The following is a 24,904-nucleotide window of genomic DNA, read 5'->3' as shown; positions in this document are numbered from 1 at the left end:
TCCCTGGTCAACGATCCACCGGTTACTCCTCGGGTTGACCACTGTCAGATTATGTGTCCGTACAAAAAAGGCAAATTTCGGTCATCCTCATACCAAAACAAGCAATCGCTTGGTTAAGATGTCTTCGTGGCACTCCCCGATGAGCTGGGCGCCGTCGTCCGCGACTACCTCGCCGACCGGCCGGGCGCGCCGTGGCAGATGTTCGCGCGTGACGTGGGGATCGCGGGGCTCCTCGTGCCGGAGGAGCACGGCGGGGCTGGATGCGGTCCTGCCGAAATGGCCGCGGTGGCCGAGGAGCTGGGCCGGGCCCTTTCGCCCCATCCGTTCCTGCAGACAGCGGTGATGGCGGTCGAGGCGCTCAAGGCGAGCGCGGCCTTCCACCTGCTCCCGGACCTGGCCGACGGCGCGACGACGGCGACCGTGGTCCTGCCCGGCGACGGGGCTCTCCGGCTGGAGTCCGGCCTGCTCACGGGCGTCGTCCCGTACGCGCCGGCGGGCGAGCTGGTGCTGCTCTACGTGGACGGGCTGCTGGTGGAGGCCGTGCCGGCGCGGCGCAGGACGTACCGGACCATGGACGAGAGCCGGCCGCTGCAGGAGCTCTCCTTCCAGAGCACCCCGGTACGGCGGCTCGGCGACGGCACGTCGTGGGCCCGCGTGCGCGACCTCGGGATCGCGGCGCTGGCCGCCGAGCAGGTGGGCGGGGCGCAGCGGTGCCTGGAGATGGCGGTCGAGCACGCCAAGGGGCGTCGGCAGTTCGGGCGGCCGATCGGGTCGTTTCAGGCGATCAAGCACAAGCTGGCCGATCTGCTCCTGCTGGTGGAGTCGGCCAGGTCAGCGGCCTGGGCGGCGGCCCGCGACGAGGTGTTCGCGGCGATCGCCGGCTCGTACTGCACGGAGGCCTATCTGGCCGCGGCGGGCGAAAACATCCAGGTTCACGGCGGGATCGGGATCACCTGGGAGCATCCCGCGCACCGCTACCTCAAACGGGCCACCTCGGATGCGCAGCTGTTCTGCCCGCCGGAGGCACATCGCGCTCGTATCGCGGCCCACGTCCTCGGCTAGCGCTGTCTTCCGCTCGTCGCCACGACCGTCCGCCTCTCCTCCACCCGCCGTACTTCGACTGAGGTCCCTTAGGGAGCACCGCAAGAGGCCGCCCGACCGCACTTCGGCGGAGGTCTCTCGGGGAGGAGGGTGGAACGGCACCGGAAAACGGCCCACCCGGCCATACTTCGGCGCAGGCCTCTCAGGGAGAAGGGTGAAACAGCACCGCAAGAGGCCGCCCGACCGTACTTCGGCGAAGGCCCCTTGGGGAGAAGGGTGAAACAGCATCGGAAGTGGCCGTCTGGGGAGAAACAGACGGAGGGGAAGTGGAGAATGGGCTAGCCGCCGAGGAGTTCCTCCCACGGGTGGCGGGCGTTGGTGCGGCGCGTGGTGTCGAGCGCCTCGGCCAGGCGCCAGAACCCGGGACGCTCCCGTACGGTGGCCCGCCCCATCGGGTCGATCGCGCGCAGTTCGAACCGCACGCCCATCACGTCGAGCACGGCCGAGCCGCCGTTCGCCGGCCCGGCCTCGGTGACGAGCGGGCCGTCGTAGTCGGGGTCGCGCACCTGCTCGGCCAGCAGGGCGGCCACCTCGGACGCGTACGGGCCGTCGCGCCACTCGATGTGCCAGCTGTGGTCGGACCCGCGCCACCAGGTCAGATCGCGGCACGACTCGATGAAGTCGGCCTCGGTGGCGAGCGCTGCCATCACCCGGCCGAACGCCTCATATCTGCGGGCACTGGTGAGCGAGAAGTCGGCGTCGACGTCGAAGTGCGCTTCGTCCTTCGGCCGCCGCAGCGCGTGCTTTCGCTTCACAGGCATCCACTCTGATCGGGTCCGCGCCCTTCCCGCAAGTGTTCGCTGCTGATACGCTCTACCAAGCGAGCGCTTGGTTCACTACTTCGCCGGAGGCGCGATGACGTCCCTACGGATCAGCCTGGGATATGAGCTGGAGGTCCGCGGTCGCACCCGCGAAGTGGAGCAGCAGGCGTTCAGGAACGTGGTCGAGCAGGTCGTGCTGGGCGACCGGCTGGGCTTCGACACGGCCTGGTTCGTGGAGCACCACTTCACCAGGGGCTTCTCCCACTCCTCCGCGCCCGACCTGGTCCTGGCCGCCATCTCGCAGCGCACCGAGCGCATCCATCTGGGCCTCGGCGTGGTGCTGCTGCCGTTCCAGTCGCCCATCCGCACCGCCGAGCGCGTCGCCACGCTGGACGTGCTGAGCGGCGGGCGGGTGGAGTTCGGCACGGGGCGGGGGGCGTCCCCTCTGGAGTACCAGGCGTTCCAGCGGCCGTTCGAGAAGTCGCGGCAGATCTGGGAGGACTCGCTGGAGGCGACGCTGGCCATCTGGCAGGCCGACGGCGAGCCGATCAGCCGGTCGAACGAGTTCTTCGAGATCCCCGACGTGGCCGTCTACCCGCGCCCGGTCCAGCAGCCGCATCCTCCGGTCTGGGTGGCGTCGACCTCTTTGGAGGGGTATCTGGCGGCGGCCAGGCACGGGTACAACCTGCTCGGCATGACGATGCTCAAGGGCATCGACGACGTGGCCGCCGACATCACGAAATATCGGGAATGCCTGGCGGAGCACGGCTTCGACCCGGCGAGCCGGCGCGTCGCGCTGATGATCCCCTGGTACGTCGCCCCCACCCGCGACGAGGCGAACTCCGCGGCCGCCGACGCCGTCCTGTGGTACATCCGCCGCCAGGTCAACCTGGTCACCCCGCCCGACTACTACGACGCCCGCCACGCCACCCACCGGGTGCTGGGGCAGCTCGCGGCCGGGCTGCCGCCCGATGAGTCCATGGCCACGCTGCGCGAGAACCTGATGGTGGTGGTGGACGACGTGGAGGGCTCGCGCAAGGCCCTGGCCAGGATCGCCGAGGCGGGGGCGACGGACCTCATCATCCAGGCACAGGTCGGCGGGCTGGCCCACGACCGGGTGTGCGACTCGATGACGCTGTTCATGACCGAGGTGGCGCGCTGATGGCCCGTACGGAGGTGGTGGTCTGATGACCCTCTGGCTCACCCGTGACGATCTCGGGGCCGCCGCGCACGCCGCCACCGGGCTCCTGCTCGTCTCCCCCGACGTGTCGAGCGCCGTCCCGCTGGACCCTCGGGACCACGCCCTGACCGCGCAGTCGATGCGCGAGGCGGGCGTCGGCGAGCGCGACCGCGTCGTGGTGGCCCTCGCCCAGCCCGCCGGAGCGCTCTGGACGGCCGCCGCCGCAGATGTGGCCGGCGCCGCCGCCGACGTGGGCCCGCGCGGCCGGATGCGCCTGCACCATGCCCTGACCGCGCTGAGGGCGACCACCCTGGTCATCACCCCCACGGGCGCGATGGACTTCCTGGCCCGGCTGCACCTGGAGTTCCTTCTGGACCCGCTGGACCTCGGGCTCAGGAACATCGTCCTGACCGGGGAGATCGCCTCCAAGCGGACGATGAGCCATCTGGCGGGCGAGTTCGAGTCCAGGGTGACGGAGGTGTTCGCCGGCCCGTTCACCGGCGGCGCCCTGGCGTGGCGGGCCTCGGAGGCGGATCCGCTCACGCCGCTCGCGGACGGCGTGCTGGGCCTGGCGTCGCTGACCAAGGACGACGCCCCTGACCCCGCCGCCGGCCTCGCCGAGCTGATCGTCACCCCGCCACCCGGTGACGCCGTACTCAGGACCGGCCTGGTCGCCAGGCTCGGCGGCCCCCTCGGCATACCCGCGCCCGCCCACACGGTGGGCGACCACGTGCTGGTCAGAGGCGTGTGGCTGGCGCTGCCGCGCATCGAGAAGGCGCTGTCGAAGATCGACGGGGTGGCGGGCTGGGATCTCGCGATCAGCCGGCAGGGGACGCTGGACGCGGCGGTGCTCACGGTCACGTTCAGCCGGGCGAGCCTGGTCGCGAACCCCATGTGGAAGTCGAGGATCCGGCAGGCCGTCCAGGCGCTGACGCCCATATCGATCGACGTGGAGATCGCCCAGGACGTCTCCGAGACCTGCGCGCCGGGCACGGTGAACGACCTGCGCGGCCACCACCTCGGAAGGGACCGCGCTCTCATCACCTAGGGGCAACCGATGGCACCGATGCCGGACTGGGGAACGCTCCCCCGCATGCTGCGCGACCAGGCAGAACACCACCCAGACGCCACCGTGGTCGCCGACGGCGCCACGCGGGTGACATTGTCCGAGCTGAGGGCCGCGGCCGCCGAGATCGCCCGCGGCCTCATCGCCCTCGGCGTCGCTCCCGGGGACCGGGTGGCGTTATGGGGGCTGAACTCGGCGTACTGGGTGCGGCACGCGTTCGGGATCTGGGACGCGGGCGCGGTCATCGTGCCGCTCTCGTCCCGGTACAAGGGCATCGAGGCCGCCCAGATGATCGAGAAGACCGGCGCGAAGGTGCTGGTCACCGGCGCGGGACCGTCGGCGGCCCCGCTGGCCGGCCTCCTGCCACCTCTCCCGGACCTACACCACCCGTCCGACTTACCCGCCCTGGGCACGCGGGTCTCCGCCCGGGAGGCCGAGGAACGGGCGCTCGCCATCCGCCCGGACGACCTGTGCGAGATCATGTCCACGTCGGGCACGACCGGCGTGCCCAAAGGCGTCATGCTCGACCACTCCCAGATCCTGCGCGGCTACTGGGACTGGTCCGAGATCGTCACCCTGGACGACCACGACCGCTACCCGATCATCGCCCCGTTCAGCCACGGCTTCGGGCTGAACGCCGGGCTCATCGCCTCCGTCCTGCGCCGGGCGACCATGCTGCCGATCCCCGTCTTCACGCCTGACGCGCTGATGTCACTGATCTCGTCCGAGCAGATCACCGTCCTGGCCGGGCCGCCGACCCTCTTCCACCGGCTGCTGGACGAGCTGGACCGCGGCTCCTGGGACGTGTCGTCGCTGCGCGTGGCCATCTGCGGCGCCGCCGCCGTGCCGTCCAGCCTCATCACGCGGCTGGTGGAGCGGGTGGGGCTGGAGCGGATGATCAACGCGTACGGGCTGATGGAGGGCACGGTCGTCTCCATGACCAGGGCCGGAGACCCGATCGACGTGATCGCCGGCACCACGGGGCGGCCCGTGCCGGGGATCGAGGTCCTGATCGTGGACGACGACGGGAAGGAGGTCGCCGCCGGGGAACGCGGGGAGATCCTGCAGCGGGGCTACGGGGTGATGCGGGGCTACTGGGGCGAGCCCGCCAGGACGGCCGAGGCCGTCGACCGGGACGGGTGGTTGCACACGGGGGACGTCGGGGTGCTGGACCCGTCCGGGAACCTCGCCATCGTGGACCGCAAGAAGGAGCTCTACATCGTCAACGGGTTCAACGTGTCGCCGGCCGAGGTGGAGTCGCTGCTGCTGCGGGAGGGGTCGCTGGCCCAGGCGGCCGTCGTGGGCGTGCCGGACGCGGCCACCGGAGAGGCCGGCCTGGCGTACGTCGTGCCGCGGCCGGGCGTCTCCGCCGATCCCGAGGCGCTGCTCGCCTGGGCTCGGGAGAACATGTCGAACTACAAGGTGCCCAAGCGGCTCGTCGTGGTGGATTCCCTTCCCACGAACGCGAACGGGAAGATCGACAAGCTGGCGCTCCGCGCTTCGGCCGAGGTCCTGTTGAGGGACGGTTGAGGTTGCCCGGGGCGAGGGAATGCGAGGCGCGGAGGCTCGTTTGAGGGCGCGACGCCGGGCCCGGGGCGGAGTAGTGTCGAATTAGCCCCATATGCCCCAGGAGCTGCCATGTTGCGCCTGTTGGCCGGAGAGGCCGCGCGTAGGTTCGGGGGGCGCGCGCCCATACGACTCGGGCGCCTCGCCGCTCCTCCGCTCCGAAGCGGTGATGAGCGGCTACGTTGGCAGGACCGATCATGCGGTAGTCGCCGGGGACGGGTTCATCCGGACCGGCGACCGGGGATACATCGATCACACCGGCCGGTTACATCTGGTGGGACGCGTGTAACCGAGTCTTAGGAGGCAGCGTGGCGTTGCACGTGGCGGTCATCGGTTCGGGCCCCGCCGGGATCTACACGGCCGAGGCCCTGGTGAAGCAGTCGGCCGAGCCTGTCGAGGTCGACGTCCTCGAACGCCTGCCGACCCCGTACGGGCTGGTCAGGTACGGCGTCGCGCCCGACCACACGTCGATCAAGTCGATCGCGAACTACCTGCGCAGGGTGCTCGAGCTCCCTGAGGTCCGCTTCCTCGGCGGCGTCACGCTGGGCGAGCACGTGTCCGTCGAGGACCTGCTGAGCACGTACGACGCGGTGGTCTACTGCACGGGCGCGATGGTCGACAGGAGGCTCGGCATTCCGGGCGAGGACCTGCCGGGCAGCGTGGCGGCGACCGACTTCGTCAACTGGTACTGCGGGCATCCCGACGTCGATCCCGGACGGTTCACGCTCGACAGCTCCGAGGTGGCGGTGATCGGCGTCGGCAACGTGGCCGTGGACGTCGTACGCGTCCTGGCCAAGACCCACGAGGAGCTGCGATCCACCGACGTGCCGCACGACGTGCTGGAGCGCCTCGAGGAGAGCCAGGTCAAGGCCATCCACATGATCGGCCGCCGCGGCCCCGAGCACGCCAAGTTCACCCTCAAGGAGCTGCGCGAGCTGGGCGAGCTGGCCAACGCCGACGTCTGCGTGCGCCCCGACGAGGCCGTCGTCCTGGGCGTCGACTTCCCGCGCCAGGTCCAGGGCAACATCAAGGTCCTGCAGTCGTGGGCCGCCCGCGAGCCTGTGGGCCGCCCGCGCCGCCTCGACGTGCGCTTCTGGCTGCGGCCCGTGGAGATCCTCGGCACCGAGCGGGTGGAGGGGCTGAAGCTCGAACGCACCCGCCTGTCGGAGGAGGGGCGCGTGGTCGGGACGGGCGAGTTCGAGACGCTGCCGGTCGGCATGGTGCTGCGCTCGGTGGGCTACCAGAGCGTGCCGCTGCCCGGGGTGCCGTTCTCCGACAAGACCATGACCGTGCCGAACGAGGCCGGCCGGGTGCGCGACCGCGAATACGTGGCCGGCTGGCTCAAACGCGGTCCCACCGGAGTGATCGGCACCAACAAGTCCGACGCGGCCGAAACGGTCCGCACGCTCCTGGCCGACCTCGCGGGCCGCGTGCCGGCGAGCCGGGGGTCCATCGACGAGCTGCTGGCCGCTCGCGGGGTGCGTCCTGTGACGTACGAGGAGTGGCGGGCGATCGAGGAGGCCGAGGCCGAGCTGGCCAGGTCGCTGGGCCGGGGCGAACGCGTCAAGCTCGTCGGCCTGGAGGCAATGCTCCGTGCGTGCCGTTCCTGAGGGGTTCGAGGAGGCCTACAGGGTCCAGCAGGCCCGCTATCCGTCCGCCGGCGTGGGCTGGCAGCCGATCCACACCGTCTACGTCCCGGCCGACCGGTTCTCGGCCCGTACGGTCTCCGAGTGGGGCGATCAGGCGTTGTCCCTGGTCAAGGCACATTTGGCAGATCCCGGCTCGCTGGCGGAGGTCTTCGGCGTGCCCGGCGGGCTGGGCGCCGCCGTGCACGCCAAGGTGGTCGAGAAGCTCTCCGCCGAGCCCGTCGAGGACCTGCGGATCGACTTCGAGGACGGGTACGGCGTACGGCCCGGCCTGGTCGAGGACGAGCACGTGGCGCAGGCCGTCGAGGCGGTGGCCACGATGCACGCGGCGGGCACGCTGCCGCGGCGCTGGGGGCCGCGGGTCAAGTCGTTCGCCGACGGGGATCCCGGGCGGTCGGTGCGCACGCTCGACCTGTTCGTCACGGGAGTGGTCGAGCGGACCGGCGAGCTGCCACCGGGGTTCACGGTGACCTTTCCCAAGGTCCTGATGGAGGCGTACCTCGGGCACTTCGCGGACGTGCTGGAGCAGCTCGAGGCGGAGCTGGAGGTGCCGCTCCGGTTCGAGATGCAGGTGGAGGCGCCGCAGACGCTGCACTTCCTGCGCGGGGACCTTGCCGAGTCGCTGGGCGGGCGGCTGGCCGCGGCGCACTTCGGGGTGTTCGACTACACGGCCGCGATCGGGCTGCCGCCGCACGAGCAGCGGCTCGACCATCCGGCGTGCGACCATGCCCGGCACGTGATGCAGACCGCGTTCGCGGGCACGGGAGTGGAGCTGTCGGACGGATCGCTGGCCGCCTCGCCCGCCTCCGGCCTCGGGCGGGACGTGCACGCGCTGTGGCGGCGCCATGCCGAGCTGGTCAGGCACTCGCTACGGCACGGCTTCTACCAAGGGTGGGACATGCACCCTTCGCACCTGGTGAGCAGGTTCGCCACCGTCTACGCCTTCCACCTCGCCCGGTACGACGCGTACCAGGAGCGCGTGAGAGCGTGGGAGGAGCAGCGAGAGGCCGGGGGCGGCGTCATGGACGAGCCGGCCACGATTCGCACGCTGGTGGCCGCTCTCAGGCGCGCGGACGCGGCACTGCCGTGACCGCCCCGGCTTCGGGGGAGCCTCACGGGTCCCTGTCGTGACCGCGCCAGGCCCGGCGGGGGCTCAGTCGCGTTCGACCCGGGCCCGCCACTGGCGTACGAGCCGCCACTCGACCGGGTCGGACCAGCTCGCCCGCACGGCGGACCCCACGTGGAACGCGCGGATGCCGTAGTCGAGCAGCGCCGGGACGTGCGCCGGCTTCAGTCCGCCGCCGGCCAGGATGATCGAGCCGTCACCGGCCCCGGCGCGCGTCTTCAGCACCGGGAGCCCCTCCCCCACCCCGTTGGGCGAACCCGAGGTGAGCACGGTGGCGAGGTTGGGCAGCAGCCGTACGGCCCGCCAGGACGCCTGGACGTCGGCCGCGTGATCGACGGCCCGGTGGAACGTCCAGGGCAGCGGCGAGACGGCGTGGATGAGCGCCTCCGTGGCCGCGAGATCGACCTTCCCCGAGCCGTCGAGGAACCCGAACACGAATCCCGCCGCCCCTGCCTGCGCCAACGCCTTGGCGTCCCGGCTCAGCCGCTCGAGTACGTCGGGGTCGGCGGTGAAGTTGGCGTCGCAGCGGAGCATGACCATCTGGGGGAGGGGGCATTCGGCGGCGATCGCGGCGACCGTCTCCGGGGACGGGGTCAACCCGTCGGCCGCCATGTCGGCGACGACCTCCAGCCGGTCGGCTCCACCCTGTTCAGCGGCCACGGCGTCGCGCACGTTCAGCGCGATCACCTCGAGCAGGGATCCGGTCATGGAGGAGAGGTTATATGGTGCTCTGCACCATTCCGCCGCAGATCACAGCAAAATGTCCCGCCCCGGCCTCCGAGACGGCCCCACATCCGCCGGCTCCCACGCCACGAAGGCTCGACAGGCACGGCCGGGCCGCCCCATGCGCGTCTGAGCGCTTGCCAAACCGAGCCCCACGGCCCGGCCGGAGTCGGGCTCCGGCCGGGCCGTGGGCGAAGGGCGTCAGGCAGTGATCAGTTCGGCCATCGTGAGGTCGCGGAAGGCCGTGGTGGACAGATCCGCCGAGGACCGTTCGAAGAGGGCCCCCGAGGCGCGGTGGGGAAGGTCCACCGTGCGGACGTGGCGGAAACCGCGGCGGCGGTAGTACTCCTGCAGCCGCCGGTTCCCCTTGGCGCAGTCCAGCCGCAGCCAGGGCAGCCCCACCGCGTGGGCCGAGGCGCCGGCCCAGTCGAGGAGGGCGTCGCCGAGGCCGCTGCCGGACCAGGGACGGGCCACGGCGAGCTTGTGGACATAAAGGGCATCTCCGGGGTCGTCATCGAGTGTCCAGAATTCCGGATCCGCGTGGCCGTCGAGGGCTATGGTGGCTACAGGCGGGGCCGATTCGTCGGGGTCGAGGTATCTGAGCTCGTCGTCGAGCAGGAACAGCACCCGCTCCTCAATGAGGGGTTCGATCCGCTCGGGGCCGAAGCCCCCGCGCGGCCACTGCCGCACTCCTTGCGCATAGAGCCACTCGGCGGTGTCCGCGAGCAGCGTGAGTACGCCGGGAAGGTCTTCGGGTTCGGCTCTGCGGAGCGCGAGCGGATGAAGCAGGGTGTTTGTGTGCATAATACAACTCCCGTTGCGTTGGGTGCGCGCGAAAATACACAGCGTGATGACGCAATGTCGCGCAGGCCCGGAATTCGGGCCTCAACCCGATATATATGGATAAATGGCGATTTAGGGGAGTATGCACGACTCCCCATGGCCAGCGAGGCGGCTAATTCTCGCTGCGCCCGGCCGGCGGGATCACCCCTTCACCCCGAGCCCGTTAGCGGCGATCGAGCTCGTATCTGATCAGATGTTTGTCGGCGGGCAGCACCGACACCGCGACACGCACAGGCATGTCCGCCACGTCGAATCCGACGCGGACGTAGACCATGACCGGCGTGCCGAGCTCTAGTTGGAGGCGCTCGGCCTCCTCCTGGTTGGGCATGCGAGCCCAGATGTCGTCCACGACGCGCACCTGCGCATGCCCCAGCTCCTCCAGTACCCGGTTCGCCCCTCGCGCGATGTCTCCGGGCCTGGCGATCTCGGAATCGGCAACCAGATCACGGGGGAAGTAGGAATCGTTGGTGTTGTACGGCTGCCCGTCCACGAAACGCAGACGGCGTCTCACCACCGCCAACTCCCCGTCCGCCAACTCCAGTCTGCTGGCGATCTCCTCGACGGGAGACACCGTCAGCACCTCGATGTACTGGCTTGGCGCGCGGCCTTCCTGCGCCACGGCAAAGGCGAAGGCTTCCCGCAGTTCCCCAGTAGGTTGCGGCTCCAGCTCCCGCTGCGGATAGATCAGCAGCGGTCTGCGATCTCTGACCACGGTTCCGCGCCGCGGCGTGCGCGTAACGAGCCCCTCATTGACGAGCTCTCCCAGGGCCAGCCTTACGGTGTTCCTGCTCACCCCATGGTCTTCCATGAGCTGCGCCTCGGTCGGTAGCTGTGCGCCCGGGCCGAGGACACCCGAGTAGATGGCTCGACGCAATTCCGCAGCCACCTGCTGATACAGCACCGACCTTGCCACTTTCACCCCTTTTGTTCCAACAATTTAGACGATCTGGTTCTAGCAGGCCACAACCCCTTGACCGAACCCCCTACCGCGGCCCATCATCCATTCGTTGGTACAAATCCATCTAAAGGCCGGTGAGGGGGTGAAGGCCAATGTCGCCGGTCCGCACGGGTACGCCGTACCTGCCCTGGCATGACCCTTGCGAAGCAACACGTTTACTGCGTTACGGGTTGCCTCGCCAGCGGTTCACCCACACCTACCAGAGCAACGGCGCATCCGAGCAATCGGTGTTGACTGAGCTGACCGTGCGGTGCACTGACGGATCCTTTGTCTGGAATGAGGAGGGTGTCGCCCCCGTCACGCACCCCATCGATGACCCGGTTGGTGCAGCTCAACGCATCGCCGCACGTTACCGGCAGCAGGAGCTTTCACACTCCCCCATCGACTCCGTGTGCGATCCAACGGCCTAGGACTCCATCCCTCGCCGGAGTCCTGGCGCCGTCGCTCACGGGACAGGAAGCGCGTCCTGGCGGGTCCCCCACGCCCGCCAGGGCGCGCTTTCCTCTGCGGGGAACCCGGCGCTGCTCCCGATCCAGGCGGACCGCGCGCGGCCGAGGCCCAGCTTCCCGCCGTGATCAACGGCGCTCCGCGCCGTCCAGAACCCCATCTTGTACGGCAGGCACGGCCGGCCCCACCCGCCGACCATGGCCGGCCTCTGTCCAGGGAGACGGTCCTCAGGTGTGCATGGCCGGGCGCCGTCACGGCACGGCACGACCGGCTGGGTGGTGAACCCGGCGACCGGCGGACAGGCATGCTCATGACCCGCGACCTCCGGGTCATGCCTGTCACCAAGTCCGAACCAGTCATCGCTCGCCGCCAAGTCAGAGCCGTCCGCGTTGACGCCTACTGCCACATCATCAACCCTCGGAGCCCAACCTGGGGGCTGCTTCGTGCTGGTGGGACTGGTGGGATTTTCCGGTACCAATCCAATTTCCGGACCAAGGTCAACTAGCGGGAGGATTTGCGCCGCCCCGGATGAGTATCCAGATTCCCGTCATCCTCGGCAGCCTCCCAGTCCACCAGCGTCAGCCCTTCATCGACCCGACGGTACGCGGCCCGTACCCGCTCGCCGCGCTCCGGTGGCCGCTCGCCGCGCCAGATCCCGTACACGAAGCACCCCGGCACCGCCGCCAGCCTGACCATCACCACCACGTACGGCTCCCCGAACCCCGGCATGAACGGCTGATGGTTGACGATCCAGCTCTCCACGGCCCCCTCGGGCTCCACCTCCCGCCAGTGCCACGCCTCCGTCCGGCACGCGGGGCAGAACGCCCGCGCCGGAAAGCGCGCCGTGCCGCAGCCGTCGCACTCCTGCACCGCGAACTCACACCTTGCCACCCGTTCCCACCACTGCCTGGAGTCCCGGTCGGGCTCGGGCCGGTACGCGGTCATCACGCACTCCTCAGGATCAGGGCGGAGGTGGCCGGCAGGATGTAGCCGGGCTGGGCGGTGGAGAGCGCGACCTCGGCACCCGGCACCTGACGGTCCCCGGCATCGCCCCTGAGCTGGGAGACCGCCTCGGCGATGTGGTTCATGCCGTGGACGTAGCCCTCCGACAGGAAGCCCCCGTGCGTGTTGACCGGGAGCGGGCCGTCCAGCGCGGTCGCGCCCGAGGCCACGTACGGGCCGCCTTCGCCCTTGCCGCAGAACCCGTAGTCCTCGAGCTGGACGATCACCGAGTACGTGAAGCAGTCGTACAGCTCGGCCACGTCGACGTCACCCGGCCCCAGCCCGGCCTGCTCGTAGAGACGCGGGGCCAGGGCGGCGGCCGCGGTCACCGTGGGATCGGCGGACGGGCCGGACAGGTGTGTGGTGCCGCCGCCCCAGGCGGCGGCCGAGATCAGCACCGGGGGACGGCGGAGCGAGCGGGCGCGTTCGGCGGTGGTGACGACCACGGCGCAGGCGCCGTCCGTCTCCAGGCAGCAGTCCAGCAGCCGGAACGGCTCCGCGATCCACCTGCTCGCCAGGTAGTCGTCGAGCGTGATCGGGGTGCGCATCAGCGCCCGGGGATTCTTGACGGCGTTGGCGCGCTGGGTGACCGCCAGCCGGCCGAAGTGCTCAGCTTCAGTGCCGTATTTCAGCATGTGGGCGCGGGCGTACATGGCGTACTGCTGCGGCGGCGCCACATACCCGTACGGAGCCTGGTACTGCACCTCAGGGCTAACCGGGACACCTCGGCCCGTCCCGCCCATGCGGAACTCCGAGCGGGCGTTGATGGCCCGGTAGCAGACGACCGTCTCCGCCATGCCCGCCGCCACCGCCAGGGCCGCCTGGCCGACGACCGCGTGGGAGACGCTCCCGCCGCCGAACTGGTCGAGGTGCCAGGTGAGGTCCGTCAGCCCCAGCGCCGGGCCGACCAGGGTGGGCGCCGCGGAGTCGCCCACGCGGTGCGTGGCCAGCCCGTCCACCTCGTCCACCGTCAGCCCCGCGTCCTCCAGCGCGGCCAGCACGGCCCGGCAGGCCAGCGTGAGCGTGCTGACGCCCGAGTCCTTGGTGAACGGGGTGTAGCCCACCCCGGCGATGGCGGTCCGATTACGGAAATCAAGCAAGCGCTTGGGCACCTTAGCCAGATTAAGCCGGACATTTCACCATGTCAACGCGGGCGCCCCGAGAAGAGCGCAGGCCGAGGACCCTTCCTACAGGGCGCTGTACCGGTACATGGTGCGCGACCTCGCGGTGCTCGAAGCACGCTGACCGGCGTGGAGCGCGCCGGACACCCCTGCCCACGCCATTCCAACTTGACATGGTCTTGGCATCCGCCCTACCGTCCAAGCAAGCGCTTGGTATGATAGGGCGCAGCCGGTGGACTAGGAGGCGGACCATGAGCACACACGCTGCGCGGCTCGTGGCGCCGGACGGCTGTCGCGGCCTTCCGACGCCCCATCAGCGCAGGATTCGCAACGGAGCCACCATGCCGACCGGCCCTTCACCCCAAAGCGCGAACGGCCATCTCGACAGCCGCGTCTTCCGGCAGGTGCTCGGCAGGTTCGCGACCGGTGTGGTGGCGATCACGGCGGTCGACCCGGTGAACGGCCGGCCGTGCGGGCTGGCGGCCAACTCCTTCACCTCCGTCTCGCTCGACCCGCCTCTGGTGGCGTTCTGCGTGGCGTACACCAGCACCAGCTGGCCCAAGGTACGCGGCGCGAAGGTCGTCACCGTGAACGTGCTGGCCGAGCACCAGCAGGACGTGTGCGCCCAGATGGCGACCAAGGGCGGCGACAAGTTCGCCGGCCTGGAGTGGACCGGCTCCCCCGGCGGCAACCCGGTGCTCGAAGGCGCGCTGGCCTGGATGGACTGCGCGGTCGAGGCCGAGCACCCGGCGGGCGACCACGTGATCGTGGTGGCCAGGGTGCTCCAGCTCGACACGCATGCCGAAGGCGGCCCGCTGGTGTTCTTCCGCGGCGGGTACGGAGGCTTCGTTGAGCCTGCCTGACCCGGCGGGCGCCACGCCCGGCCTCCGCGAGGAGGCGAGGGCCTGGCTGGAGGAGGCGCTGAGCGGCGAGTTCGCCCACGCCAGGGGGCTGGGCGGGCCCGGGCGCGAGCACGAGGGCCACGAGCTGCGCCAGGCGTGGGAGCGCCACCTCGGCAAGGCCGGGTGGACCTGCCTGGGCTGGCCCGAGCGGTACGGCGGCCGCGCCGCCTCCCTGGAGGACCAGGTGGCCTTCCACGAGGAGTACGCCAGGGCCGACGCTCCCGCCAGAGTGGGCCACATCGGCGAGGGGCTGATCGGCCCGACCATCCTGGAATTCGGCACCGACGAGCAGAAGGACCGCTTCCTCCCGCCCATCCAGCGCGGCGAGGAGCTGTGGTGCCAGGGCTACTCCGAGCCCGAGGCCGGATCCGACCTCGCCAACGTCCAGACGAAGGCGCGTCTGGAAGGCGGCGAATGGGTCATCAGCGGCCAGAAGGTGTGGACCTCGCTGGCGCACGTGGCCGACTGGTGCTTCGTGCTGTGCCGCACGGAGCCGGGCTCCCAGCGTCACAAGGGACTGTCGTACCTGCTCGTCCCCATGTCCGGGCCCGGCGTCGTCGTACGGCCGATCGTGCAGCTCACCGGGACGTCCGAGTTCAACGAGGTGTTCTTCGACGGCGCGCGCACGGCGGCGGGGAACATCCTGGGAGCGCCGGGCGACGGCTGGCGGGTCGCGATGGCCACACTCGGCTACGAGCGCGGCGCCTCGACGCTCGGGCAGCAGATCGGGTTCAGGCGTGAGCTGGCCAAGGTGATCGATACGGCCAGACGCACCGGCGCCATCGACGATCCCGTGCTGCGCGACCGGCTCGTCCGGTCGTGGCTGGAGCTGGAGATCATGCGGCTCAACGCGTTCAGGATGCTGCGCCCCGACCCGGGTCCCGAGGTGTCGATCGCCAAGCTCTACTGGTCGGAATGGCACAGGAGGCTGGGCGAGCTGGCGCAGGCCGTGCAGGGCAAGGCCGGGCTGGTCGCCGATCTGCCGGGCGACATCGGGCTCAATGAGCTGCAGCGGCTCTATCTGTTCAGCCGCGCCGACACGATCTATGCCGGATCCAGCGAGATCCAGCGGAACATCATCGCCGAGCGCACCCTGGGACTCCCCCGCTGATTGGAGCAAGGATGCCCCCGCCATACACGCAGCCACACACGCCGCCGTACCCGAGGGCGCATGGACTGCTCGACGGCAAGGTGACGCTCGTGACGGCCGCCGCAGGGGCGGGCATCGGGTACGCGACCGCGAGGCGCTGCGCCGAGGAGGGCGCGACGATCGTCCTCTCGGACAGGCACGAGCGCCGCCTGTCCGCCGCCGCCGACGCGCTGACCGAGCTCACCGGCGTCAAGCCGCTCGCCGTGCCGTGCGACGTGACGTCGGAGGCGCAGGTGCTGGCGCTGTTCGACGCGGTGGTGGAGGCGCACGGCAGGCTCGACGTGGTCGTCAACAACGCCGGTCTGGGCGGTACGGCCCCGCTGGCCGAGATGTCCGACGACCAGTGGCACACGGTCATCGACGTCACCCTGAACGGCACCATGCGCTGCACCCGGGCGGCACTCAAGCAGATGATCGACCAGGGCTCCGGCGTGATCGTGAACAACGCCTCCGTGATCGGCTGGCGGGCCCAGCGGGGACAGTCGCACTACGCGGCGGCGAAGGCCGGGGTGATGGCGCTGACCAGATGCGTCGCGCTGGAGGCCGCCGAGCACGGCGTACGGGTCAACGCGGTGGCGCCCTCGCTGGCGGTGCACCCGTTCCTGGCGAAGGTGACCAGTGAGGAACTGCTGGCGGAGCTGGCGGCCAAGGAGGCGTTCGGGCGGTCGGCGGAGCCGTGGGAGGTGGCGAACGTCATCGTCTTCCTGGCCAGCGACTACTCCACGTACATGACGGGAGAGGTGGTCTCGGTCTCCTCCCAGCACCCCTGACGCGGCCCTGTCAGGGGAAGATCAGGGTAGTCGGCAAGGGCACGACGATCTACTGTCCGGAGTATGGGCGCACGCTCTTCCTTCCTGCTCGATGTCCTCATGGCGGAGTTCGGCGAGTCGATCCAGCGAGACCCCGCCGCTTTCAGGCGGAAATTTCGGAAAATGGCGGCTTCTCCCTTCGCCTTCTACCGAGGCAGTGCCTGCCTGTTCTACGCGGACATGACCGGCCCGTACGCGGACGAGTCCTACCTCGACGAGCCGACCAGCCGGGTCTGGATCCACGGCGACCTCCACGCGGAGAACTTCGGCACGTACATGAACTCCTCCGGTGTCCTGGTCTTCAACGTCAACGACTTCGACGAGGCGTACGTGGGCCCGTACGTCTGGGATCTCAAGCGCTTCGCCGCCAGCGTGGCGCTCATCGGCTATGCCAAGGCGCTGTCCGACGACTCGATCAGCATGCTCGTGACCGACTTCGCCGGCGCGTACCTGGTCGAGCTGGCCGCCATCGCGGCCGGTGGGGACGACGCGATCGGCTCGCTCACGCTGGACACCACCACCGGCGTGCTGCACCGGGTCCTGCAGACGGCGCGGCTCAGCACGCGGGTGGCGCTGCTGGACGTCGAGACCGTGATCGACGACTACGACCGGCGGTTCGCGCTCATGGAGGGCCGGGAGAGCGTGGACGCGGAGACCAGGCGGTCCGTGCTGGCCGCGTTCCAGGACTACCTGACCACTCTGCCGGGGCAGGCCGGCCCCGTCGAGCACGTGATCAAGGATGTGGCGCTGCGCAAGGGCGTGGGCATCGGCTCGGCGGGCCTGCCCTCGTACAACCTGCTGCTCGAGGGGCGCTCACAGGCGCTGGAGAACGACGTCATCCTCTACATGAAGCAGGCGGCGGTGCCCGCGGTGGCGCGGTACGTCACCGACGAGAAGGTGGCCTCCTACTTCCTGCACCAGGGGCATCGCACGGCCGAGTCGCAGCGGGCCCTGCAGGCGTACGCCGATCCCTGGCTCGGCTACTCCACGCTCAACGGGGTGGGCCAGCTCGTGGCCGAGGTGTCGCCGTACTCCGCCGACCTCGACTGGGACGACGTCAACGAGCCGGCCGATCTGCGCGCGATCGTGCAGGACCTGGGGCGGGCGGTGGCGCGCATGCACTCGGTGGCCGACGACGAGTCCAGCCACGACCTCGTCGACTTCTCGACGGAGGAGGCGATCGTGGCGGTGATCGGCGACGACAAGCCCGGATTTATCGGGATGCTGGTGGATTTTGCCCACCGGTATGGGGCACAGGCCCGGGAAGACCATCAAAGGTTCGTCGACCTGTTCCGCAACGGCCGTCTCCCCGGCGTCTGACTCCGGCGACCGCGCGGGCGGGAGGAGGGGCGTCGTGCGACATCTGATCGGGCTGCTGTTAGGGACCGAGGAGGACTGGCCGTCGGCGTTCGAGACCGTGCTGCGGCGGCTCGGCCCGATCAAGGGGGTGGGCGAGTTCGGCGTGGAACGCCTCACGATCGAGCCGTTCGACCTGCGCGCCAAGCCGCGTCACGAGCTGGTGATCGACCGGCTGGCGTACTGGTACTACCACCCGCGCGAGTGGCTCAAGAAGGTCTCCATGATGGACGACGTCTATCTCCTGAACAGCCCGTTCACGTTCCAGTCGATGGAGAAGCACGCGGCGTACTGCGCGATGATGCGGCTCGGGCTCAAGGTCCCGGAGACGGTGCTGGTGCCGTACAAGAACCCGCTCGACAACGCGCGGTACGCCTACACGGCGGCCCGCTACAACCAGCCCTTCGACCTGGACGAGGTGGCCGGGCGGATCGGCTACCCGCTCTTCATGAAGCCGTACGACGGCGGGGCCTGGCGCGGCGTGTCGCTGGTGCGCGACCGGGACGAGCTGCACCGGGCCTACGACCAGAGCGGCGAGATGCTCATGCATCTCCAGCAGGCCGTCGAGGGATACGACGCGTTCGCCAGGTCGCTGTCGATCGGGGCGGAGACGATGGTGATGCGGTTCAGGCCCGACGAGCCGATGCACGCCCGATACGCCGTCGACCACGAGTTCCTGTCGCCGCCCGTGGGCGAGGAGGTGGTGACGATCGGGAAGCTGGTGAACGCGTTCTTCCGGTGGGAGTTCAACTCCTGCGAGACCCTGATCAAGGGGTCGGACGTGCACCCCATCGACTACGCCAACGCCTGCCCCGACGTGGCGCTGACGAGCCTGCACTACTACTTCCCCTGGGCGATCAAGACGCTGGTGAAGTGGAGCGTGTTCTGCGTGGCCACCCGGCGCAGGCCGCGGATCGACCTGGAGACGCACGACTACTTCGCCGTCGAGGGGACGTACGAGGAGCGGCTGGCGGAGTACAGGCGGCTGGCGGACAAGTACTTCGAGACCGAGCGCTACCACGAGTTCTGCCAGGACCGCCTGGCGCACATCGACGAGGTGGTGCTGGAGTGGGTGGCAGGGGCCGAGTTCGACCGGTTGCTGGTGGACACCGTGACCGCCACGTACCCGGCCCACGAGCGAGACCGCTTCGTCGAGCACTTCCGCGGGCTGCTGCGGCTCTGGGTGAAGGAGTCCTAGATCGAAAACTGCCGGACCAGGTCGATCCTGGCGTAGAGAAGGGGCTGGGGTACGGCGGTGAGCACCTTGTCCGCGAGATCGACCTGGTCCGGGGCTGGTGTGCGGAGCTTTGCCGTTACGGCGCGAGCCAGGCTGTTTCCGGCCCGGCCCGCGCCGGGGCGCGTCCCGCCTGGCTAGCCGACGTCGACCACGTCATCGACGCTCACGGTGCCGCGGTTGGTGGCGGTCACGGCGTTGCCGTTGACGTTGTTGATGCTGGTGGCGGCGAGGCCGCTCCGGTTGCTGCTGACGACGTTGCCGAAGTTGTTGCCCGACTGCGAAGAGCCTCGGTTGGCGCTGGTGTTGCCGGCGTTGACGTCCGCGTACGCGGGTGCCGACAGCAGCGTCACGCCCGTGACCGCAGCGGCGATAAGGCCCGTCGCGCAGAGCTTCTTCATCATGTTCGTTGTTGTCCTTTCGGATCATCTTTGACTTCGGACGTCAGCCGGTCAGTAGAAGATGTAGGTCACCGTGATCCCGCCGTTGGTGGCGGTCGGGGCGATGCCGTTGATGTTGTTGACGTTGGTGGAGTCGCCTTCGCCGCGGTTGACGGCGGTGACGTCGCCGAAGTTGTTTCCGGACTGGGACGAGCCGCTGTTGCGGCTCCAGTTGCCGAACCAGCTGTCACTTCTCCAGGGCCCGGACCAGCCGTCGTCGGCGTGAGCGGGGGAAGCCAGTAGTGCGCCGCCGGCGGCCGCTGCCATCACGACCGCGGCGGCGCACACCCTTCTGATCACTTCTGCTCCTTCGCCAGTTGGGCTTTGGGGGCCGGCGGCACGGGTCCGCCGCCCCTTGACCTTCCTTGACCGCAGGAGATCAAGGTCAGTGCGAGCATATAACCGTGCGTTGCCATTATGTAGCTCTACGTGACCAGAACATTGTTCGAGGGATACGCGTACAACAACGTAGCCGTGGAAGGGGGGTCAGTCGCCCGGCTGCGCGCCGTAGACCGGTTCCGGGGATGGGGCGGAGGCGAGGAGCGTGGCGACCGCGTCGCCGACGTGTGCCGGGTCCCAGCGACCGTCCTGGCCGGCCCTGGGCCCGTGCCGCCAGCCGGTGGCCAGGGCGATCGTCGCGCCCTCCACCTCGAACACCCGGCCCGTCACGTGGGCCGACCCTTCGGACCCGAGCCAGACGACGAGCGGGGCGATGTTCGCGGGGTCCATGGGATCGAAGCCGGACTCCGGCCTGGCCATGGTCGCGGCGAACACCTCCTCGGTCATGCGGGTACGTGCGGCGGGCGCGATGGCGTTCACCGTCACGCCGTACCTGGCCAGTTCGGCGGCGGCCACCTGCGTCAGCGCGGCGATCCCCGCTTTGGCGGCCGAGTAGTTGGCCTGGCCGACGCTGCCCAGCAGGCCCGCACCCGACGAGGTGTTGATCACCCGGCCCTCGACGCGCTCGCCCGCCTTGGACCTCTCCCGCCAGTGCGCCGCCGCGTGGCGGAGCGGCAGGAAGTGGCCCTTGAGATGGACGCGTACGACGTCGTCCCAGTCCTGCTCGGTCATCGAGACGAGCATCCTGTCCCTGACGAAGCCCGCGTTGTTCACCAGGACGTCCAGGCGGCCGTACGCGCTGACGGCGGTCTTGACGAGCCGGGCCGCGCCGTCCCAGGCGGACACGTCGTCGCTGTTGGCCACCGCCTGGCCGCCGAGCGCGTGGATCTCCGCGACCACCTCCAGCGCCGGGCCGCCCGAACTGCCCTCGCCGCCCGGGCCCGTGCCGAGGTCGTTCACCACGACGCGGGCGCCCTGCCTGGCGAACTCCAGCGCGTGCTCCCTCCCGATGCCCCGACCGGCGCCCGTCACGATCACCACGCGGCCAGCACAGATTCCCACACAGACCTCCCAGAAGGATCATGCAGAGATATCAGGAAATGTCGCCCGAAGCTAGGTGTCGCCAGGCGGGGATCTCGCCGCCGCCGTCCACCCGTACCTCCGCACCCGTGACGTAGCCGGGCGCGGCCAGCCACAAGCAAGCGCCGGCCACGTCGGCGGGCGTCGCCATCCGGCCCGCCGGGATGGCCGCACCCATCCCGTTCTCGCGGCCGCCGTAGTGGGAGGAGGCGTTGTCGGTGGCGGCGAGGCCGACGACGACCGTGTTGACGCATACCTCCGGAGCCCACTCGGCGGCCAGGCAGCGGGCCAGGTGGTGCAGCCCGGCCTTGGCGGCGCCGTACGCGGAGGTGCCGGGCGAGGGGCGCGCGCCGCCGGCGCTGCCGATCATCACGATCGCCCCGCCGGCGGCGGCGAGCAGCGGGTACGCCCGCTGCGAGACCAGCAGCGGGGCCGTGAGGTTGAGCTCGATGACGCGGGCGTGCAGGCGCGGCGAGGTGCCGTCCAGCGGCGCGTACGGCGAGCCACCCGCGTTGTTGACCACCACGTCCAGCCGGTCGAACCCGGAGATGAGCCGTTCGACGTCCTCAGGCACGCGCACGTCCGCCCGCACGAACCGCATCCCTGGGATCGGGGCGGCCGGGTCGTGCCTGGCGCAGACCGTCACGTCGGCGCCCGCTTCGCGGAAGGCGCGGGCGATGCCGGCGCCGATGCCCTTGGTGCCGCCGGTCACCAGGACGGCCTTGTCCGCGTAGTCGTAAGTCACGGTCACGAGTGCTACCGTACCAAGCAAGCGTTAGGTGCAACCAGACGGGAGCGTGGATGGGGATCACGCTGCGGAGCGGGCCGATCGCCGAGGTCGTGGTGGACGTGCCGCCGGTGAACGCGTTGACCGTGCGGGGGTGGCAGGAGCTGGCGGAGGCCGTCCGGCGGGCCGGGGACGAGCCGGAGACCAGGGTGGTGGTGCTGCGGGCCGAGGGGCGCGGGTTCAACGCCGGGGTCGACATCAAGGAGCTGCGGGACGCCGAGGGCCACGAGGCGCTGGTCGGGGTCAACCGGGCGTGTCACGCGGCGTTCGCGGCGGTCTACGAGTGCGCGGTGCCGGTGATCGCGGCGGTGCACGGCCACTGCCTGGGCGGCGGCGTCGGCCTGGCCGGGAACGCCGACGTCGTGGTGGCGAGCGACGACGCGTACTTCGGGCTGCCCGAGGTGGACAGAGGCGCGCTGGGCGCGGCCACGCACCTGGCCAGGCTGGTTCCGCAGCACCTGATGCGGGCCATGGTCTACACGTGCAGGAACGTGACGGCCGCCGAGCTGCACGCGTTCGGGTCGGTGCTGGAGGTGGTGCCGCGAGACAAGCTGCGCGACGCGGCGCTGGAGGTGGCGGGGCAGATTGCCGCGAAGGACCCGTACGTGATCCGCCGCGCCAAGGAGTCCCTCAACGGCATCGACCCGGTGGACGTCAAGCGCAGTTACCGCTTCGAGCAGGGCTTCACCTTCGAGCTGAACCTGATGGGCGCAGGAGACCGGCGCAGGGAGCGGTTCACGTGACCAAGCTGATGTCCGCCGAGCAGGTCGCGGGCGAGATCGAGAGCGGGATGACGGTCGGGATCGGCGGCTGGGGCTCGCGCCGCAAGCCGATGGCCCTCGTACGCGCCCTCCTCCGCTCCCCGGCCGACGACCTCACGATCATCTCGTACGGCGGCCCGGACGTGGGCATGCTGTGCGCGGCGAAGAAGGTACGCAAGGTCGTGGCGCCGTTCGTCACGCTCGATTCCATCCCCCTGGAGCCCCATTTCCGGCGGGCCAGGCAGGCCGGCGAGATCGAGTTCGTGGAGTACGACGAGGGGATGTTCATGTTCGGGCTGCTGGCGGGGGCGCACCGGCTGCCGTTCCTGCCGACGCGGGCTGGACTGGGGTCGGACGTGCTGCGGGTCAACCCCGGGCTGCGGACGGTCCGGTCGCCGTACGCGGACGGGGAGGAGCTCGTCGCGGTGCCCGCGCTGAGCATGGACGTGGCCCTGGTCCACACGAACCGCGCCGACTCCCGGGGGAACGCCCAGTACCTGGGCCCCGACCCGTACTTCGACGACCTCTACGCCAAGGCCGCGCGGCGGTGTTACGTGTCGTGCGAGCGGGTGGTGGAGGACCTCCTGAAGGAGGGGCCCGTGCAGTCGCTGCTGATCAGCCGGTCGATGGTGGCGGGGGTGGTGGAGGCGCCCGGCGGGGCGGGGTTCACCTCGTGCGAGCCCGACTACGGGCGGGACGAGGCGCTCCAGCGGCGTTACGTGGAGACGCCTTGGGAGGAGTTCGATGAGCAGCAGGGCTGACGTGTGCGTGGTGGCGTGCGCGGAGGCGTTCAGGGGCGACGGGGAGATCCTCGCGGCGGGGATCGGCGGGGCGGTGACGGTGCTGGCCGCGCGGCTGGCACGGCTGACGTTCGAGCCGGAGCTGCTCACGCACGACGGCACCTGCCTGCTCACCGGCGACGTGCCCGCACTGGGCGAGGCGCCCGGGGTGGTGGAGGGATGGCTGCCGTTCCGGGAGCACCTGTGGCTGGTGCTGAACGGACGCCGGCACGTCATGCTCGGGGCCAGCCAGATCGACCGGTACGGCAACTCGAACATCTCGTGCATCGGCGACTGGTCGCGGCCCAAGGCCCAGCTGCTGGGCGTGCGGGGCGCGCCGGGGAACACGCGCTGCGACCCTACGAGCTACTGGATCCCCCGGCACTCTCCCCGGGTGTTCGTGCCTTCGGTGGACATGGTCAGCGGCGTCGGCACCGACAGAGGCGCCTTCGACCTGCGCCGGGTGGTGACGGACCTGGCCGTCCTGGACTTCCGCGGCCACGGCGGGACCATGCGGCTGGTGTCGGTGCATCCGGGGGTGCGGGTGGACGACGTGGTGACAGCGACCGGCTTCGATCTCGACATTTCCGAAGATGTCACTCAAACGCGCGAACCGACCCCCGAGGAGCTGGACGTCCTGGACCGGCTCGATCCCCGGCGGACCCGCGACCGCGAGGTGCCGGCGTGAGGACCGCGCTGACCGATCTGGTGGGGTGCCGCCACCCGATCGTGCAGACCGGCATGGGGTACGTCGCCGGGGCCCGGCTCGCGGCGGCCACTTCGGAGGCGGGCGGTCTGGGCGTGATCGGCGCCGCGACGATGTCGATGACCGAGATGACGTCGGCGATCAGGCGGGTGAAGGAGCGCACGGACGCGCCTTTCGGGGTGAACATGCGTTCCGACGCCGACGACGCCGCCGAGCGGATCGAGGTGCTGATCAGGGAAGGTGTTCGGGTGGCGTCGTTCGCGATGGCGCCCAAGCGCGACCTGATCGCCCGGCTCAAGGACGCGGGCGTGGTCACGATCCCGTCGGTGGGGGCCCGCCGGCACGCGGAGAAGGTGGCGGGCTGGGGCGTCGACGCGGTGATCGTCCAGGGCGGCGAAGGCGGCGGCCACACCGGCCCCGTCGCCACCACCTTGCTGCTGCCGCAGGTCGTGGACGCGGTGGACATCCCGGTCATCGCGGCCGGAGGCTTCTTCGACGGGCGGGGGCTGGTGGCGGCCCTGGCATATGGGGCCTGCGGGATCGCCATGGGGACCAGGTTCTTGCTGACGAGCGACTCCCCCGTGCCCGACGAGGTGAAGAAGCTGTATCTGGCCATGCGGGAGACGGTGGTCACGACCAGGGTGGACGGGGTGCCGCACCGGGTGCTCCTGACGCCTTTCGTGGCGTCGCTGGAGCGGTCGCGCCTGATCAGGGCGGTGATGAACGGGGCCCGCTTCAAACGCCTGTCGGGCCTGTCCTGGGCGGAGATGCTCAGGGAGGGCAGGCGGATGCGGCAGGCCCGGGACCTGACGTGGGCCCAGGTGCTGCAGGCGGCCAACACGCCCGTGCTGCTGCGGGCCGCCATGGTGGAGGGACGGGCGGATCTCGGGGTGATGGCGTCGGGCCAGGTGGTGGGCGTGATCGACGATCTGCCGTCATGCCGGGAGCTGATCGACCGCATCATGGCCGAGGCCGAGACCGCCCTGGCCCACCTGGGCCGCACAGGGAACGACTCGTAGCG

25 protein-coding genes are annotated in these 24,904 nt (G+C 70.3%); 15 read left to right on the top strand and 10 right to left on the bottom strand.

The window, feature by feature from the left end; translation table 11 throughout:
* Positions 1 to 126 precede the first annotated feature (126 nt).
* Positions 127 to 1,062, top strand: coding sequence for an acyl-CoA dehydrogenase family protein (locus tag ACQPWU_RS12685; RefSeq protein ID WP_433439491.1), 936 nt, complete (start codon positions 127 to 129; stop codon positions 1,060 to 1,062).
* 317 nt (positions 1,063 to 1,379) lie between these two features.
* On the opposite strand, the gene ACQPWU_RS12680 is transcribed toward ACQPWU_RS12685, so the two are convergent.
* Entirely contained in the window at positions 1,380 to 1,862 is a 483-nt protein-coding gene (locus ACQPWU_RS12680) for a hypothetical protein (RefSeq protein WP_433439489.1), read from the bottom strand.
* Between the two features lie 94 nt (positions 1,863 to 1,956).
* Between ACQPWU_RS12680 and ACQPWU_RS12675 the strand changes: the two genes are divergently transcribed.
* The 5 genes from ACQPWU_RS12675 (at position 1,957) to ACQPWU_RS12655 (ending at position 8,410) form a co-directional block, all read left to right on the top strand.
* Positions 1,957 to 3,024, top strand: coding sequence for an LLM class flavin-dependent oxidoreductase (locus ACQPWU_RS12675; protein ID WP_433439488.1), 1,068 nt, complete (start codon positions 1,957 to 1,959; stop codon positions 3,022 to 3,024).
* Between the two features lie 25 nt (positions 3,025 to 3,049).
* A complete protein-coding gene (locus ACQPWU_RS12670) occupies positions 3,050 to 4,090 on the top strand; it encodes a hypothetical protein (protein ID WP_433439486.1) in 1,041 nt (346 codons plus the stop codon).
* A 9-nt stretch (positions 4,091 to 4,099) separates the two neighbouring features.
* Positions 4,100 to 5,638 carry an AMP-binding protein gene (locus ACQPWU_RS12665; protein ID WP_433439484.1) on the top strand — a complete coding sequence of 513 codons (1,539 nt, stop codon included), beginning with the start codon at positions 4,100 to 4,102 and terminating at the stop codon, positions 5,636 to 5,638.
* Between the two features lie 344 nt (positions 5,639 to 5,982).
* Complete coding sequence (locus ACQPWU_RS12660; RefSeq protein ID WP_433439482.1) at positions 5,983 to 7,284, top strand: FAD-dependent oxidoreductase; 1,302 nt, start codon at positions 5,983 to 5,985, stop codon at positions 7,282 to 7,284.
* Positions 7,268 to 8,410, top strand: a complete 1,143-nt coding sequence (locus ACQPWU_RS12655; RefSeq protein WP_433439480.1) for a DUF6986 family protein — start codon at positions 7,268 to 7,270, stop codon at positions 8,408 to 8,410. Before ACQPWU_RS12660 ends, ACQPWU_RS12655 begins: the two co-directional genes overlap by 17 nt.
* A gap of 63 nt (positions 8,411 to 8,473) precedes the next feature.
* On the opposite strand, the gene ACQPWU_RS12650 is transcribed toward ACQPWU_RS12655, so the two are convergent.
* The 5 genes from ACQPWU_RS12650 to ACQPWU_RS12630 all read right to left on the bottom strand — a co-directional run bounded on the left by ACQPWU_RS12650 (position 8,474) and on the right by ACQPWU_RS12630 (position 13,531).
* Positions 8,474 to 9,154, bottom strand: a complete 681-nt coding sequence (locus ACQPWU_RS12650) for a copper homeostasis protein CutC (RefSeq protein WP_433439478.1) — start codon at positions 9,152 to 9,154, stop codon at positions 8,474 to 8,476.
* Between the two features lie 216 nt (positions 9,155 to 9,370).
* Entirely contained in the window at positions 9,371 to 9,973 is a 603-nt protein-coding gene (locus ACQPWU_RS12645) for a GNAT family N-acetyltransferase (protein ID WP_433439476.1), read from the bottom strand.
* Positions 9,974 to 10,175: 202 nt separating this feature from the next.
* Entirely contained in the window at positions 10,176 to 10,913 is a 738-nt protein-coding gene (locus tag ACQPWU_RS12640) for a GntR family transcriptional regulator (protein ID WP_433439474.1), read from the bottom strand.
* Between the two features lie 1,005 nt (positions 10,914 to 11,918).
* Positions 11,919 to 12,362 (bottom strand): Zn-ribbon domain-containing OB-fold protein, encoded by a 444-nt coding sequence (locus ACQPWU_RS12635; protein ID WP_433439472.1) that lies wholly within the window; start codon positions 12,360 to 12,362, stop codon positions 11,919 to 11,921.
* The gene (locus tag ACQPWU_RS12630) at positions 12,362 to 13,531 is read right to left on the bottom strand and encodes a thiolase C-terminal domain-containing protein (RefSeq protein WP_433439470.1); all 1,170 of its coding nucleotides are present in this window, start codon (positions 13,529 to 13,531) and stop codon (positions 12,362 to 12,364) included. Before ACQPWU_RS12630 ends, ACQPWU_RS12635 begins: the two co-directional genes overlap by 1 nt.
* Before the next feature lie 260 nt (positions 13,532 to 13,791).
* On the opposite strand from ACQPWU_RS12630, the gene ACQPWU_RS12625 reads away from it, so the two are divergent.
* The 5 genes from ACQPWU_RS12625 to ACQPWU_RS12605 all read left to right on the top strand — a co-directional run bounded on the left by ACQPWU_RS12625 (position 13,792) and on the right by ACQPWU_RS12605 (position 18,955).
* The gene (locus ACQPWU_RS12625; protein ID WP_433439468.1) at positions 13,792 to 14,403 is read left to right on the top strand and encodes a flavin reductase family protein; all 612 of its coding nucleotides are present in this window, start codon (positions 13,792 to 13,794) and stop codon (positions 14,401 to 14,403) included.
* Positions 14,396 to 15,553 carry an acyl-CoA dehydrogenase family protein gene (locus ACQPWU_RS12620; protein WP_433445197.1) on the top strand — a complete coding sequence of 386 codons (1,158 nt, stop codon included), beginning with the start codon at positions 14,396 to 14,398 and terminating at the stop codon, positions 15,551 to 15,553. Before ACQPWU_RS12625 ends, ACQPWU_RS12620 begins: the two co-directional genes overlap by 8 nt.
* 11 nt (positions 15,554 to 15,564) lie before the next feature.
* A complete protein-coding gene (locus ACQPWU_RS12615; RefSeq protein WP_433439466.1) occupies positions 15,565 to 16,362 on the top strand; it encodes an SDR family oxidoreductase in 798 nt (265 codons plus the stop codon).
* Positions 16,363 to 16,425: 63 nt separating this feature from the next.
* Complete coding sequence (locus ACQPWU_RS12610) at positions 16,426 to 17,721, top strand: DUF2252 domain-containing protein (protein ID WP_433439465.1); 1,296 nt, start codon at positions 16,426 to 16,428, stop codon at positions 17,719 to 17,721.
* Between the two features lie 34 nt (positions 17,722 to 17,755).
* Positions 17,756 to 18,955: an ATP-grasp domain-containing protein gene (locus ACQPWU_RS12605; protein ID WP_433439463.1), complete on the top strand. Its 1,200-nt coding sequence runs from the start codon at positions 17,756 to 17,758 to the stop codon at positions 18,953 to 18,955.
* A gap of 173 nt (positions 18,956 to 19,128) precedes the next feature.
* Here ACQPWU_RS12605 and ACQPWU_RS12600 read toward each other — a convergent pair whose 3' ends face one another.
* The 4 genes from ACQPWU_RS12600 to ACQPWU_RS12585 form a co-directional block, all read right to left on the bottom strand.
* Positions 19,129 to 19,395, bottom strand: a complete 267-nt coding sequence (locus tag ACQPWU_RS12600) for a hypothetical protein (RefSeq protein WP_433439461.1) — start codon at positions 19,393 to 19,395, stop codon at positions 19,129 to 19,131.
* 48 nt (positions 19,396 to 19,443) lie between these two features.
* Positions 19,444 to 19,731 carry a hypothetical protein gene (locus ACQPWU_RS12595; RefSeq protein WP_433439459.1) on the bottom strand — a complete coding sequence of 96 codons (288 nt, stop codon included), beginning with the start codon at positions 19,729 to 19,731 and terminating at the stop codon, positions 19,444 to 19,446.
* Between the two features lie 186 nt (positions 19,732 to 19,917).
* Positions 19,918 to 20,832 carry an SDR family oxidoreductase gene (locus ACQPWU_RS12590; RefSeq protein ID WP_433439458.1) on the bottom strand — a complete coding sequence of 305 codons (915 nt, stop codon included), beginning with the start codon at positions 20,830 to 20,832 and terminating at the stop codon, positions 19,918 to 19,920.
* Between the two features lie 31 nt (positions 20,833 to 20,863).
* Positions 20,864 to 21,601: an SDR family oxidoreductase gene (locus ACQPWU_RS12585; protein WP_433439456.1), complete on the bottom strand. Its 738-nt coding sequence runs from the start codon at positions 21,599 to 21,601 to the stop codon at positions 20,864 to 20,866.
* Between the two features lie 50 nt (positions 21,602 to 21,651).
* On the opposite strand from ACQPWU_RS12585, the gene ACQPWU_RS12580 reads away from it, so the two are divergent.
* The 4 genes from ACQPWU_RS12580 to ACQPWU_RS12565 are packed head-to-tail and all read left to right on the top strand — an operon-like array spanning position 21,652 to position 24,902.
* Positions 21,652 to 22,380: an enoyl-CoA hydratase family protein gene (locus ACQPWU_RS12580; protein ID WP_433439454.1), complete on the top strand. Its 729-nt coding sequence runs from the start codon at positions 21,652 to 21,654 to the stop codon at positions 22,378 to 22,380.
* 8 nt (positions 22,381 to 22,388) lie between these two features.
* Positions 22,389 to 23,159 carry a CoA transferase subunit A gene (locus tag ACQPWU_RS12575; RefSeq protein WP_433445196.1) on the top strand — a complete coding sequence of 257 codons (771 nt, stop codon included), beginning with the start codon at positions 22,389 to 22,391 and terminating at the stop codon, positions 23,157 to 23,159.
* Positions 23,143 to 23,865, top strand: coding sequence for a CoA-transferase subunit beta (locus ACQPWU_RS12570; protein WP_433439452.1), 723 nt, complete (start codon positions 23,143 to 23,145; stop codon positions 23,863 to 23,865). Before ACQPWU_RS12575 ends, ACQPWU_RS12570 begins: the two co-directional genes overlap by 17 nt.
* Positions 23,862 to 24,902, top strand: a complete 1,041-nt coding sequence (locus ACQPWU_RS12565) for an NAD(P)H-dependent flavin oxidoreductase (RefSeq protein ID WP_433439450.1) — start codon at positions 23,862 to 23,864, stop codon at positions 24,900 to 24,902. Before ACQPWU_RS12570 ends, ACQPWU_RS12565 begins: the two co-directional genes overlap by 4 nt.
* Positions 24,903 to 24,904 lie beyond the last annotated feature (2 nt).

Origin of the sequence: Nonomuraea sp. CA-141351 (assembly GCF_050944675.1) — a bacterium.
In the GTDB taxonomy this organism is placed as follows: Bacteria; Actinomycetota; Actinomycetes; order Streptosporangiales; family Streptosporangiaceae; genus Nonomuraea.
Note: the sequence above shows the minus strand (reverse complement) of the source record. Positions and strands in the feature narration are given on the sequence as shown.

Excerpts from the sequence above, each read along its gene's own strand:
- ACQPWU_RS12680 (WP_433439489.1), bottom strand. The coding sequence starts at position 1,862 with ATGCCTGTGAAGCGAAAGCACGCGCTGCGGCGGCCGAAGGACGAAGCG.
- ACQPWU_RS12675 (WP_433439488.1), top strand. The coding sequence starts at position 1,957 with ATGACGTCCCTACGGATCAGCCTGGGATATGAGCTGGAGGTCCGCGGT.
- ACQPWU_RS12670 (WP_433439486.1), top strand. The coding sequence starts at position 3,050 with ATGACCCTCTGGCTCACCCGTGACGATCTCGGGGCCGCCGCGCACGCC.
- ACQPWU_RS12665 (WP_433439484.1), top strand. The coding sequence starts at position 4,100 with ATGGCACCGATGCCGGACTGGGGAACGCTCCCCCGCATGCTGCGCGAC.
- ACQPWU_RS12650 (WP_433439478.1), bottom strand. The coding sequence starts at position 9,154 with ATGACCGGATCCCTGCTCGAGGTGATCGCGCTGAACGTGCGCGACGCC.
- ACQPWU_RS12645 (WP_433439476.1), bottom strand. The coding sequence starts at position 9,973 with ATGCACACAAACACCCTGCTTCATCCGCTCGCGCTCCGCAGAGCCGAA.
- ACQPWU_RS12635 (WP_433439472.1), bottom strand. The coding sequence starts at position 12,362 with ATGACCGCGTACCGGCCCGAGCCCGACCGGGACTCCAGGCAGTGGTGG.
- ACQPWU_RS12625 (WP_433439468.1), top strand. The coding sequence starts at position 13,792 with ATGAGCACACACGCTGCGCGGCTCGTGGCGCCGGACGGCTGTCGCGGC.
- ACQPWU_RS12615 (WP_433439466.1), top strand. The coding sequence starts at position 15,565 with ATGCCCCCGCCATACACGCAGCCACACACGCCGCCGTACCCGAGGGCG.
- ACQPWU_RS12610 (WP_433439465.1), top strand. The coding sequence starts at position 16,426 with ATGGGCGCACGCTCTTCCTTCCTGCTCGATGTCCTCATGGCGGAGTTC.
- ACQPWU_RS12600 (WP_433439461.1), bottom strand. The coding sequence starts at position 19,395 with ATGATGAAGAAGCTCTGCGCGACGGGCCTTATCGCCGCTGCGGTCACG.
- ACQPWU_RS12580 (WP_433439454.1), top strand. The coding sequence starts at position 21,652 with ATGGGGATCACGCTGCGGAGCGGGCCGATCGCCGAGGTCGTGGTGGAC.
- ACQPWU_RS12575 (WP_433445196.1), top strand. The coding sequence starts at position 22,389 with ATGTCCGCCGAGCAGGTCGCGGGCGAGATCGAGAGCGGGATGACGGTC.
- ACQPWU_RS12570 (WP_433439452.1), top strand. The coding sequence starts at position 23,143 with ATGAGCAGCAGGGCTGACGTGTGCGTGGTGGCGTGCGCGGAGGCGTTC.